General features: G+C 38.2%; 13 protein-coding genes. 10 read left to right on the top strand and 3 right to left on the bottom strand.

Going from position 1 to position 12,677, the window contains the following annotated elements; genetic code table 11:
* Nucleotides 1-117 precede the first annotated feature (117 nt).
* The 6 genes from V3Z67_RS06250 to V3Z67_RS06225 all read left to right on the top strand — a co-directional run bounded on the left by V3Z67_RS06250 (nucleotide 118) and on the right by V3Z67_RS06225 (nucleotide 6,614).
* The gene (locus V3Z67_RS06250; protein ID WP_330442490.1) at nucleotides 118-1,575 is read left to right on the top strand and encodes a lipopolysaccharide biosynthesis protein; all 1,458 of its coding nucleotides are present in this window, start codon (nucleotides 118-120) and stop codon (nucleotides 1,573-1,575) included.
* A gap of 66 nt (nucleotides 1,576-1,641) precedes the next feature.
* Complete coding sequence (gene dut / locus V3Z67_RS06245) at nucleotides 1,642-2,076, top strand: dUTP diphosphatase (protein WP_330442489.1); 435 nt, start codon at nucleotides 1,642-1,644, stop codon at nucleotides 2,074-2,076.
* A 106-nt stretch (nucleotides 2,077-2,182) separates the two neighbouring features.
* Entirely contained in the window at nucleotides 2,183-3,193 is a 1,011-nt protein-coding gene (locus V3Z67_RS06240; RefSeq protein ID WP_330442488.1) for a sugar phosphate nucleotidyltransferase, read from the top strand.
* 4 nt (nucleotides 3,194-3,197) lie between these two features.
* Complete coding sequence (locus V3Z67_RS06235) at nucleotides 3,198-4,553, top strand: tetratricopeptide repeat protein (RefSeq protein WP_330442487.1); 1,356 nt, start codon at nucleotides 3,198-3,200, stop codon at nucleotides 4,551-4,553.
* 3 nt (nucleotides 4,554-4,556) lie between these two features.
* Complete coding sequence (locus tag V3Z67_RS06230; RefSeq protein ID WP_330442486.1) at nucleotides 4,557-5,333, top strand: DUF4292 domain-containing protein; 777 nt, start codon at nucleotides 4,557-4,559, stop codon at nucleotides 5,331-5,333.
* Between the two features lie 21 nt (nucleotides 5,334-5,354).
* Nucleotides 5,355-6,614 carry a murein hydrolase activator EnvC family protein gene (locus V3Z67_RS06225; RefSeq protein ID WP_330442485.1) on the top strand — a complete coding sequence of 420 codons (1,260 nt, stop codon included), beginning with the start codon at nucleotides 5,355-5,357 and terminating at the stop codon, nucleotides 6,612-6,614.
* Nucleotides 6,615-6,672: 58 nt separating this feature from the next.
* Here V3Z67_RS06225 and V3Z67_RS06220 read toward each other — a convergent pair whose 3' ends face one another.
* Together V3Z67_RS06220 and V3Z67_RS06215 are read right to left on the bottom strand one after the other, a co-directional pair.
* A complete protein-coding gene (locus tag V3Z67_RS06220) occupies nucleotides 6,673-7,185 on the bottom strand; it encodes an acyl-CoA thioesterase (RefSeq protein ID WP_330442484.1) in 513 nt (170 codons plus the stop codon).
* Between the two features lie 72 nt (nucleotides 7,186-7,257).
* Entirely contained in the window at nucleotides 7,258-8,211 is a 954-nt protein-coding gene (locus tag V3Z67_RS06215) for an SPOR domain-containing protein (RefSeq protein WP_330442483.1), read from the bottom strand.
* Between the two features lie 102 nt (nucleotides 8,212-8,313).
* Between V3Z67_RS06215 and dprA the strand changes: the two genes are divergently transcribed.
* A complete protein-coding gene (dprA, locus tag V3Z67_RS06210) occupies nucleotides 8,314-9,417 on the top strand; it encodes a DNA-processing protein DprA (protein ID WP_330442482.1) in 1,104 nt (367 codons plus the stop codon).
* Between the two features lie 102 nt (nucleotides 9,418-9,519).
* Here dprA and trpS read toward each other — a convergent pair whose 3' ends face one another.
* Nucleotides 9,520-10,491, bottom strand: coding sequence for a tryptophan--tRNA ligase (gene trpS, locus V3Z67_RS06205; RefSeq protein WP_330442481.1), 972 nt, complete (start codon nucleotides 10,489-10,491; stop codon nucleotides 9,520-9,522).
* Between the two features lie 75 nt (nucleotides 10,492-10,566).
* Between trpS and V3Z67_RS06200 the strand changes: the two genes are divergently transcribed.
* The 3 genes from V3Z67_RS06200 to V3Z67_RS06190 all read left to right on the top strand — a co-directional run bounded on the left by V3Z67_RS06200 (nucleotide 10,567) and on the right by V3Z67_RS06190 (nucleotide 12,676).
* Complete coding sequence (locus tag V3Z67_RS06200) at nucleotides 10,567-11,316, top strand: lysophospholipid acyltransferase family protein (protein WP_330442480.1); 750 nt, start codon at nucleotides 10,567-10,569, stop codon at nucleotides 11,314-11,316.
* Nucleotides 11,317-11,398: 82 nt separating this feature from the next.
* Nucleotides 11,399-11,809: a BrxA/BrxB family bacilliredoxin gene (locus tag V3Z67_RS06195; RefSeq protein WP_035131614.1), complete on the top strand. Its 411-nt coding sequence runs from the start codon at nucleotides 11,399-11,401 to the stop codon at nucleotides 11,807-11,809.
* Between the two features lie 132 nt (nucleotides 11,810-11,941).
* Nucleotides 11,942-12,676, top strand: a complete 735-nt coding sequence (locus V3Z67_RS06190) for a lysophospholipid acyltransferase family protein (protein WP_330442479.1) — start codon at nucleotides 11,942-11,944, stop codon at nucleotides 12,674-12,676.
* Nucleotide 12,677: the final 1 nt, after the last annotated feature.

Genomic DNA, 12,677 nt, shown 5'->3' with positions numbered 1-12,677 from the left:
TAAACCGAAAGCTACTTCTGTCTAAAAAATGTATTTTTACTATTATTAATCCTGTATCGCTATTTTAGGACTAGTCATTTTATATAGTTACTTTTGTTTTACTAAATCGACTAACTTTTGAGTCTCTTTAAAAACCTTTTCAAGCAAACCGCTATTTACGGACTGGCAACGGTTGTACCAAGGATGCTTAGTTTCCTTTTGGTAGGACTGTATACTAAGTATCTTCCGGATGATGAGTATGGTGATGTAAACGTAATTTTTTCGTGGATTGTACTGTTCAATGTGATACTGGCTTATGGTATGGAAACCTCTTTTTTCAGGTTTTACAGTACAGATAATTCACGTGAGGTAGAGAGTACTTCCACTATATCACTTTTCTGGTCATCTATTGGTTTTTTGTTTCTGGCACTTTTAGGCAGAACTTACCTTGCCAACTGGTCGGGTATTGAAGAGCAGTATATTACTTATACAATATGGATACTGGTGCTGGATGCACTGGTAATAATACCTTTTTCCAAATTACGGGCACAGGGCAGGCCTCTCTATTATACCGGTGTCAAAGTGGGAAATGTCGCTGTAAACCTTGGGCTTAATGTAGTGTTTATAGCGTTATTACCTGATTGGGCTGTAGCAAAGCCAAGTAGTTTTTGGGGAATGATTTACATTGAAAATTTCCAGATAGGCTATATTTTCGTTTCTAACCTTATAGCAAGTTTCCTTACGTTGTTAGTACTGGCTCCGCACTATTTTAAAATAAACTGGAGTTTTGATAAGGCACTCTGGAAAAAAATGATGCGTTATAGCCTGCCGGTTTTAGTAGCCGGTATTGCATTTGCCATTAACGAATCGTTTGACAGGATATTATTGGAAAACCTATTACCTGAAGATATTGCCAAGGCCAAAGTAGGGCAATACTCAGCCTGTTATAAAATAGCGCTGTTCATGACGCTCTATGCCACAGCATTCAGACTGGGAATTGAGCCTTTCTTTTTCAGCTATGCTAAAAATGAATCGGCACCAAAAACGTATGCTATGATAACCAAATACTTTATAATTTTTGGTAGTCTTATACTGGTTGGTGTAGTTGTTTTTGCCGATATTATAAAGGTACTTTTAATAAAAAGCCCGGAGTATTGGGAAGCGATGAAAGTAGTTCCGCTTATAATTCTGGCTAATTTCTTTTTAGGTATTTACCACAACCTTTCGGTATGGTACAAACTTACCGATAAAACCAAAATGGGTGCCTACATATCTATTGTAGGGGCATTGGTTACCTTGGGGCTAAATTTTCTGTTAATTGAAAAATACGACTATATGGGTTCGGCTATAGCAACCATTTCGGCCTATGGTACCATGATGATTATTTCATACTTTTTAGGGAACAGGTACTACCCTATTCCTTACGACCTAAAAAAAATAGGAGGTTACCTTGGGTTATCCATATCCATGTCCCTTGTTTACTTTTATTATTTTAGGGAAAACTACTACGTTGGTGCAGCTGTTATAATTGTTTACAGCCTGTTTATTTACCAAAACGAAAAAGAAACCCTTAACAGAGTGCTAAAAAGGAAATAATACACTATTAAAACAGCACTTTTACACGCTATTTTTGATATATTTGAAATATAAATATTTACCGTAATGACAATAAAAATTATCAATAAATCCAATCACGCTTTACCTAATTATGAAACAGAAGCCTCTGCAGGTATGGACCTTAGGGCTAATATAGATGAACCAGTAGTATTGAGTCCTCTGGGAAGGGCTATAATAAAAACAGGATTGTTTATGGAATTGCCTATAGGTTATGAAGCACAGGTAAGGCCACGAAGCGGGCTGGCAGCAAAGAAAGGAATTACGGTACTTAACAGTCCGGGTACTATTGATGCTGACTATCGCGGAGAAATTGGGGTTATATTGGTAAACCTGTCTAATGAACCGGTAACTATTGAGAACGGGGAAAGGATAGCTCAGTTGGTTATAGCCAAGCATGAGCGTGCCGAATGGCTGGAGGCAGAAGTACTAACCGAAACGAGCCGTGGAGCCGGAGGTTTTGGCAGTACTGGTGTAAAATAATAAGTAAAAATCAAATCATAAAACCAACTTTGTCCGGAAGTTTTGAGAATACCATTAAGTATACTACACTCATTAAACACGACAATATAGAAATAACAGAATAAGAATGAAAATAATTGTTCCTATGGCGGGAAGAGGTTCACGCCTACGCCCACACACACTTACTGTACCAAAACCGTTAATACCTATTGCAGGAAAACCTATTGTACACAGGCTGGTGGAGGATATTGCAGGTGTGATAAATCAGGAAATAGAAGAGATTGCCTTTATAATACATAAGGATTTTGGCGTTCAGGTAGAGAAAGACCTTGTTGCCATTGCCGAAAAACTGGGTGCTAAAGGTACTATTTACTATCAGGAGCAGCCTCTTGGTACTGCTCATGCTATTATGAGTGCTAAGGAATCTATGAGCGGACCTATAGTTGTGGCTTATGCCGATACACTTTTTAGGGCCGATTTTACGTTAGATACTACAGCAGACAGCGTTATTTGGGTAAAACAGGTTGATGACCCTAGCGCTTTTGGTGTTGTTCAGTTAAATGATAAAAAAGAGATTGTAGATTTTGTAGAGAAACCAAAAGAGTTTGTTTCAGATCTTGCAATTATAGGTATTTATTACTTTAAAAGTGGTGAAGCCCTACGTGAGGAATTACAGTACCTACTGGATAATAACATTGTAAAAGGCGGTGAATATCAGCTTACTGACGGACTTGAAAACATGAAGCAAAAAGGGCTGAAGTTTGTGCCGGGTAAAGTAGACGAATGGATGGACTGTGGTAACAAAAATGTAACTGTAGAGACCAATTCAAGAATGCTTAACTTTTTACATAAAGATGGTGAGCAAATGGTATCATCATCGGTAGTGACTGAAAACAGTACTATTATTCCTCCGTGTTTTATAGGTGAAAATGTAGTACTTAAAAATGCTACTGTTGGGCCTAATGTATCATTAGGTAACAATACAAGAGTAGAGAACAGTGAGATTAAAAACAGCCTGGTACAAACCAATGCGGTAATAACAAATGCTCATTTGGATAATGCCATGATAGGTAACCACGCTACATTTAACGGTAAGTTTACCAGTATAAGTATTGGAGACTATTCGGTTATAGAGTAAATATATGAACAGAAAAATTCTTTTTTGCGGATTATTGCTTTCAGGGATGTTATTAGCCCCTGCAGTTTCCCGTGCCCAGGAGGAGCCCGATAAAATTGCATTGGCCAGTGACAAGTTTGAAAATAACTTTTATGAAGCACTAAAACAAAAAGGAATAGAAAATTATGATAAGGCGCTATTGGCCCTGGAAGTATGCAAGGCCGAAGAGCCAAACAACCCGGTAGTATACCATGAAATGGGCAAAAATTACCTAGCCCTTAAAAACTACCCTGAGGCCGAGAAAGCTTTTTTAAAAGCTACTCAGCTAGATGCGACAAACCGTTGGTACTGGGTGGGGCTTTATGATGTATATTACCAAACCCAAAATTACAATAGTGCTATACCCATAGTACTTAAGCTTACCGAATGGCGAAAAGAGTATTATCAGGAAGATTTGGTATCGTTATACATGTATACAGATCAGTATGATAAGGCACTTTCACTTATTAACGAACTGGAAGAAACAGTAGGACATACTGAGCGCAGGGAAATGTATAAACTGCAAATCCTTAGTGATAACAGGTATAATAAACCTGAAAAACAAGCCCTTGAGGAAGCCATAAGGAAAAACCCAAAAGAAGAATCCAATTATTTAGAACTGATTTATTTGTACTCTGAAAGTAACGAGGAAGAAAAAGCGGCAAAAATAGCCGAGAAGTTACAAAAGGAAATTCCGGAGTCAGACTGGGCTCAGGTAAGTCTCTTTAAGTTTAATCTTAACGATAATAAAGGAGATGAGGCAGCCAAGTCTATGTTCAGGGTTTTGGGGAGTGATAAAATTGATCGCAAAATAAAGCACAGGGTACTTAACGAATTTCTTATCTATACAAACAACAATCCAAAATATGAAGCCGACTTAGACAGGGCGGTAGGTTATTTTGAAGATGACAAAGAGATTAATGTTCCTAAAGAAGTTGCTAAGTTCTTTTTTACTAAAAGGAATTTTAATCAGGCTATTCACTACTTCCAAAAAAGTTTGGAGACCAGTGCCGATGATATAGAGACTATAGAATTACTGTTGTACAGCTATGCTGAAGATAATAATTTTGCCGAGCTGTATAATATGGCAACACAGTATACAGAACTGTACCCTACGCACGCCAGACTGTATTATTTTGCAGGATTAGCAGCAAATAAACAGCAGCAGTTTAAAAAAGCAAAAGAATGGCTTGAAAACGGAATAGACTTTGTTGTAGAGGATACTGAGCTTGAGGCAGGTTTTAACAGGCAACTGGGAGAGGCTTATGCCGGGCTTGGAGATGAAAAGAAAAAAGAGGCTTATTTTTCTAAAGCCAATAAATTGCTAAAACCCGGAGAATAATCCATGAAAAAAATAACAGCAGCCTTACTGCTTATTACTGTGCTTGTTTCCTGTAAGTCGAAACAGGGTCTTATATCTGAAAAAAATGCTGAAAAGGAAAAATCGGTTAAAGAGATAGTAAAAGGACATTATGAAAATCCTTTGGAATTTGATAACCTGCAAATAAGAGCCGGTGCTCATTATGAAGGCGGAGGAGATTCGTATAACTTTACTCTTGATATAAGGATTAAAAAAGATGAAATGATATGGGTTAATGCTACTGTAATGGGATTCCCAATTGCTAAAGCATTAATCACTAAAGATAAGGTAAGCTACTATGTAAATACCCAAAAGGAATATTTTGAAGGCGATTTCCAGATATTGAGTGACTGGCTGGGTACCGATCTTGATTATGATAAGGTTCAAAATATAATTACCGGTCGTGCCATGGACAACTTAGCCGATGGCAAATACAAAGCTTCACTTGAGGAAGGTTTGTATAAACTACAGGGTAAAGAAGACAATGGTGTTTTTAAAGAGTTTCTTTTTGAAGCGGCTAACCTGCTGTTAAAGAAACAGGTAATAGAGTATAAAGGGTATGAAGCACAAAAACTTACGGTTAACTACCCGGGATTCAGGGACCATGAAAAATCAGTTATACCTACAGGTGTGATGGTAGAGGCCGAAAAAGCCGATAAGGTATACATTGAGATTGAATACAAGAATGTTACCTTTGATAACGAAGACCTAAGGTTTACCTACAAGGTACCACAAGGCATGGATCGTATATTTATAGAATAGAGACTAACCGAAACGGAGAAAATGACAAGAGCGCTTCTTACTTTACTTCTTATATGTACCACCGCTTTAAGCTGGGGGCAAAACACTGCCGAACAAAAAAAGCTGGAACGAGAAAGAGCACAACTTCAAAAGGAGATAAAAGAATTTCAAAGCTTAATAAGCACCCAGAATAAAAAAGAAAAATCGGTTTTAGTACAAATAAAGGAAAGCGAGGCTAAAATAAGGCTTACGCAAAACCTTATTAATACTATACAAAAACAAAGCAGACTGCTTTCGGATAATATTTACTTAAATCAGAAAAAAGCTAACAAGCTTGAAAAAGAACTTGAGGTGCTTAAGGAAGATTATGCTAATACGATAGTTAAATCATACAAAAGCAGATCTGACCAAAGCAGAATAATGTTTATTCTGTCTTCAGAGAATTTCCTGCAGGCCTACAAGCGTATTCAGTACATGAAGCAGTATGCTAACTTCAGGAAAATGCAGGCTGAAGAACTGAAAGAAAAAATGGATGAACTTGAAGCGTTACTGGCAAAACTGAAGGAACAGAAAAAAGAAAAGGAAAACCTGCTGGCCGAAACAGAGAAACAGAAGAAAGAACTTGAGGCCGATAAAAAGGAACAGGACGCACTTGTTAAGGTAATACAGAAGGATAAAAAGAAATATGCCGCCGATCTTAAAAAGAAACAACAGGAAGAAAAGAAACTACAGCAACAGATAGATAAACTTATTCGTGAGGCGATAGAAGAAGCTAAGCGTAAAGCCGCTAAAGAGAATGCAAAAAATGTTGTAGTGAGTGGATCCGGTAAAAATGAATTACCGCTAACAAAAGAAGGAAAAATTTTAGCAGATAGCTTTAAAGCCAATAAAGGGCAATTGCCTTGGCCGGTAGAAAGAGGCTATATTTCGCAGGGATATGGTTCTTACAGGGGGCAGGCAGCCGGGGTAAAGGTTCTTAGTGAACTGGAGAATAACGGTGTTGATATCAGTACTTCAAAAGGAGCCAATGTACGTGCTGTATTTGCCGGAGAAGTAACTATGATTACCCATACATCTTCTTATGACGGAGCTTATACAGTAATGGTACGTCACGGTAATTATTGGACCATATACATTAATTTAAGTAGTGTAAGTGTAAATAAAGGGGATAAGATAGATATTAAACAAACTTTAGGTAAGGTATGGACAAATGAGGCTACAGGAGAAACAGTACTTAAGTTCTATGTAGTTCAAAATGCAAGTTACCTTAACCCGCAACAGTGGCTTAACCCTTTAAAATAGTAATAGGGAATATTACAAAAAGATAATAAACAAAAAGGAAGCCAATGGCTTCCTTTTTTTATTCTATAAATAATGCTTTCAGTTCGGTTGCATCATGCGGACTCATTTTTCCTGCAAGAACAAGGCTTAGTTGTTTTCTTCTTAATGCTGCTTCAAAACGTTGTTTTTCCAGTTCTGTTTGAGGCTCAATAGGAGCAATCTCTACAGGTCGGCCTGTTTCATCAACAGCAACAAAGGTGTAAATAGCTTCGTTTGCTTTTGCCCTAACGCCCGATTCGCGGTCTTCTGTCCATACATCAATAAAAATCTCCATAGATGTTTTAAAGGTGCGTGAAACCTTAGCTTCAACCGTTACCACACTCCCTAAAGGAATAGATCTGTTAAACGCAACATGATTAACTGAGGCGGTAACTACAATTCTCCTTGAATGTCTCCTGGCAGCAATACTTGCAGCGCGATCCATACGCGCCAGTAGCTCACCACCAAAAAGGTTGTTAAGCGGGTTAGTTTCTCCGGGTAAGACCAAATCGGTCATAATGCACATAGAATCAGTAGGATATTTTGCCTGCATGTAATTGTTTTTTGGCAAAGATAGTACAGAAAAGGCAAAAAAAATCCCACGCTGTAGCGTGGGACGGTATTTTTATAAATCTTTAACAAGAAGCCATGCTTCTTTGTTATATTCCTTCCTTATTTTGTTAAGATTTTCATGAGCTGCCTCATAAGTGGTATGACTTTCATAAAGCACCGGGTATAAACCATACTTGTTTTTGTCCAGTTTTCTTGCTTTAAAGCCCTGGGCTTTTAGTTGGTTTACTGCTTTATTAGCGTTAGCCTCACTACGAAAAGCATTGGCAACAATGTGATAGTAAAGTTCCTCATCTGCTTCTGCAGTATCTTCCTTAACGGTAAGTTTTACTGCCGGCATAGGATCAAGGAAAAACGTTGCTGTTTGTATTTCCTGATTTACCTGCTCCTGTACATGCTGTTCGGCAATACGGGTTTCTGTTATTATTTTATTGTCGTAGTATACTTTAAAACCTGCACTTCCTATAGATAATGCTGCAACAAATACTGCTGCATATTTAAGGAAAGAGTAGTTTTTCTTTCTTTTTTCTGGAGTGAACAGTACCGGTACTTCTTCTTCAAGTTCTTCAACTTCTGCTTTGTAAACTTCACGTTTAATAGCAGGAGAGGTAAAGCTGCCTAAACCGAAAGAATCGGTAAGGTAGTTAACCGGAGTGTTAGGATAGAACACAAGGCTGCCCTCATTGTTGTAAGTAAGGTCACCAATGTTTTTAAGTATAAGCTTATCGCCGTTTTCAAGTTGGTCTGTCCAAACGGCAACCATCTTTTTAATGTCTTCTACAGCCTGTTCGTAAGAAATTTTTTCCTGTAAAGCGATATGGTTGGCTAAAAGCCCGTCATTATTCTTTAAATTCGCATTAAAAGAAATTAGCTTTTTAGGAGGATAGAACGTATTAGTATCTGTATCTATGCTGGCCGACTTGGTTTCGGTTAAAAATGCACCGAAGCCCGGAACGATAACGCACTGGTAACGATATAGTAGCGCCGATATGTGTTTCTCTATCATCATAACAACAAATTTAACGAATCAACTGCAGTTGCAAAATTTTATTCACAAATTTTATTAACAATTGCGCCAAACCAATTTTATTCGCAACCTTTAAAATTACTAATGACTGACAACGAATTGTTTAACACACTGGCCCTGCTCAGGATAGATGGTGTGGGGGATATAGTGGCAAAAAAACTTATTAATCATTTAGGGAGTGCCCAAGCGGTTTTTGAGGCAAAAAAGCAACAGCTTACTGCTATAGAGGGTGTTGGCGAGGTGCTTTACAAAAGCCTTCAGGATAAGGAGGTTTTTAAGCTGGCCGAAGCTGAAATGAAATTTATACAGGAGGAAAAAATAACGCCTTTATTATATACAGAAAAGGAATATCCCGAAAGACTGAAACACTGCATAGACGGACCAGTACTGCTTTTCAGTTCGGGGAATATAAACCTTGAGGGAAGGAAAACCATAAGTATAGTAGGTACAAGGCAAATGACATCTTATGGTGCTGATTTTTGCCGTAAGCTTATTGAAGATATTGCTCCGCTAAACCCTGTAATTATAAGCGGGTTTGCTTATGGGGTAGATATTTTTGCCCATCAGTTGGCTATGGAACACAACCTGCAAACAGTAGGGGTGCTGGCGCACGGACTGAACCAGATATACCCTAAAGTACACAAAAAGTACATGGCTAAAATGGAGGAGAACGGAGGTTTTTTGACCGAGTTTTGGAGCAGCTCAAATCCCGATAGAGAGAATTTTGTAAAGCGTAACCGTATTGTAGCAGGATTATCTGAAGCGACTATTATTATAGAAAGTGCCGATAAGGGCGGTTCGCTTATTACGGCAAATATTGCTAACGATTATAACAGGGATGTGTTTGCTGTGCCGGGACGTATAACCGATAAATATAGTGCAGGTTGTAACGATCTTATAAAAAGTCAGCGGGCACACTTGCTAACCGGTGCTGCCGATTTGCTTTATATGCTTAACTGGGATATTGAAGAGCAGAAGCCTGCCGCTGTGCAAAAACAGCTTTTTATTACACTGGAAGATGAGGAACAAAAGGTGTATGACTTTTTGCAGAAAAACGGTAAGGAACTAATGGATATTATAGCGCTGGAATGTGGTATGCCTGTATTTAAACTCTCGTCATTATTACTTACTATGGAACTTAAAGGAGTAATAAGGCCGTTGCCCGGAAAACTTTTTGAAGCAATATAAATTAGTATTTAATTTGTCTTTCGTTTCGTCTGAAGTAGAAATCGCTATAAAAAAACAAAAGCCCGACATTAATCGGGCTTTGTTTTTTTATATTGAAGTGTATTAGTTGAAACCTAATTTCTCACGTACTCTTCCAAGTACACCGTTTGCAATAACAGCCGCTTTTTCAGATCCTATTTTTAGAAGGTCGTCTACTTCATTAAGGTTTTCCATATAGTATTTATACTTCTCTCTTGGCTCTTTGAACTTCTCAGTAATAAGTTCAAATAAAGCCTTTTTAGCATGACCATAACCATAGTTGCCACCCAGGTAGTTGGCTCTCATTTGTTCGGTTTGCTCTGGTGTTGCCAGTAATTTATAAATGGCAAATACATTACAGGTATCAGGATTTTTAGGTTCCTCCAGTGGAGTACTGTCGGTTTCTATAGACATTATTTGCTTTCTAAGCGGTTTGTCTTCCTGGAAAATATTGATAATGTTGTTGCGTGACTTACTCATTTTCTCCCCGTCGGTACCCGGAATGATTTTAGTTTCATCACTGCTAACGCCTTTTGGTAGCACAAAAGTTTCGCCCATCTGGCTGTTAAAAGTAGAAGCTACATCACGCGTAAACTCAAGGTGCTGATCCTGATCTTTACCTACAGGAACAAATTCGGCATCATACAATAATATATCGGCAGCCATAAGCATAGGGTAAGTAAACAGTCCGGCATTTACGCTTGAAAGTCTGTCGGCCTTATCCTTAAAGGAGTGTGCTAACTGTAATCGTTTGTATGAGAAAAAGCAGCTTAAATACCAACTTAGTTCTGTTGTTTGAGGAACGTCGCTTTGGCGGTAAAAAATTACTTTGTTTACGTCAAGACCAAATGCAAGCCATGTAGCAGCAACACTATACGTGTTTTCACGCAGGGTTTTTCCGTCCTTAATCTGTGTAACAGAGTGAAGGTCGGCAATAAATAAAAACGATTCGTTCTCCGGTTTGTTAGCCATTTCTATGGCTGGTATAATAGCACCTAAAAGGTTGCCTAAATGAGGGGTTCCCGTACTTTGGATACCAGTTAATATTTTTGCCATGATATGCTTTTAAAATTTACACAAAGGTAAAAGGTTTTACCAAAAAATAGGGATTGAATTCTTACATTTGGCAGCATGAAAATATTAAAGGTGATTTTTTGGACACTTTGGCGCATCTGGTTTTATATCCTGATGGGTGTCCCTATAATCATAATGTCGCCTTTACTTATACTTACCATCATTTCAGAGAAAACCTATCCGCAGTTTTTCAGGCTGGCAAGGGTATGGGCAAAAATCATACTTTTCGGGATGGGCTTTTACTACACCGTTAAGCGTGAGCAAAAGTTTGTAAAAGGAGAAAGCTACATGCTTGTGGCTAACCATACCTCTATGACCGATATAATGCTGATGCTTATAATCTCTAAAAATCCGTTTGTTTTTGTAGGGAAAAAGGAACTTGTAAAAATTCCGGTTTTCGGGTTCTTTTATAAACGTACCTGTATACTGGTAGACAGGGAAAGTTCCAAAAGCCGTTTTGAAGTGTTTCAGCGCGCACAGGCAAGACTGCACCAGGGGCTAAGTATTTGTATTTTCCCCGAAGGCGGTGTGCCCGATGATGAGAATGTACTGCTGGATGAATTTAAAGACGGAGCTTTCCGCCTGGCTATAGAGCACCAGATACCGATTGTGCCCATGACGTTTCCCGACAATAAAAAACGATTCTCCTTTACCTTTTTTAGTGGGACTCCGGGACTTATGAGGGCTAGGGTTCATCACTTTATAGAAACAAAAGGACTTACCCTTGACGATAAAAAACAGCTGAAAGAGAGAACCCGGGAGGTGATTTACCAGCAGTTGCTTCAGTTTCAAAAACGAAAAGCTTAACACTTTGCTTAAAAAGTATTTGGCTAAAAAATACGTATCTTTGTAGTCAGTTTAAATAACTTTTTTAAAGAATAAATATATTATGTATCCAGAAGAACTAGTAAAACCAATGCGTGCCGAACTATCGGAAGCAGGTTTTGAAGAACTATATACACCAGACGCGGTAAAAGAAGCGATTTCTAAAGAAGGTACTACACTTGTAGTAGTAAACTCTGTTTGCGGATGTGCTGCAAGAAATGCAAGACCTGGTGTGAAAATGAGCCTTGATAATGGTAAAAAGCCAAGTTCGCTTGTTACTGTTTTTGCAGGTGTAGACAGAGAAGCTGTTGATGCAGCGAGAGAACTTATGTTCCCTTTCCCTCCGTCATCACCAAGTATGGCATTATTTAAAAACGGTGAGCTTGTGCATATGCTTGAGCGTCATCATATTGAAGGGCGTCCTGCTGAAATGATTGCAGAAAACCTTAAAGATGCTTACGACGAACATTGCTAATAAAAGCTCTTTTAAAGTTTAAAGCCGCGCCCTTGGTGCGGCTTTCTTTTTGCAATAGTATGCAGGCATACTAAATGTTTTTATTATTAACTAAAAAGACTGTACTTTTACGCGAATTTTTTAAAAACATATATGGGCAAAATATTGTCATATCCTATATCGATACTATATTACCTGGTTTTTCTGCTGTTTCTCCTGATATTTCATCCGGTACAGTGGATTTGTCTTAACGTATTTGGTTATCAGGCGCATAAAAAGAGTGTTGATATACTTAACTTCTTTCTGGTAAGAACAACACATATATTAGGGACTACCTATAAGTTTGAAGGGATAGAGAAAGTGCCTACCGGTGTACCGCTTATTATAGTGGCCAATCACCAGAGTATGTATGATATTCCTCCTATTATTTGGTTTATGAGGAAATTTCACCCTAAATTTATAAGTAAGAAAGAATTAGGGAAAGGAATACCAAGCGTGTCTTACAATTTAAGGCATGGCGGTTCCGTTTTAATAGATAGAAAAGACCCAAAGCAAGCCTTACCTGCCATAAAACAGATTGCTACCTACATTGAAAAGAATACACGATCGGCAGTAATTTTTCCTGAGGGAACCCGAAGTAAAAACGGGAACCCGAAAAAGTTTTCGGAAAACGGGCTTAAAATACTTTGTAAGTTCGCACCAAGTGCTTACATTGTGCCTGTTAGTATTAATAATTCTTGGAAACTGAACCGTTACGGTCAGTATCCGTTAGGATTAGGTGCCCGAGTTACTTTTACAGTACAGGAACCTTTTGCCATAAAAAATATTCCTTTTGAAGAGGTAATGGAGAGAACAGAGAACGCAGTTGTACAAGGAATAAAAAATTAGA

Origin of the sequence: Flavobacterium sp. C4GT6 (assembly GCF_036347315.1) — a bacterium.
GTDB lineage: Bacteria > Bacteroidota > Bacteroidia > Flavobacteriales > Flavobacteriaceae > Flavobacterium.
This window is presented reverse-complemented; position numbering and strand designations above follow the sequence as displayed.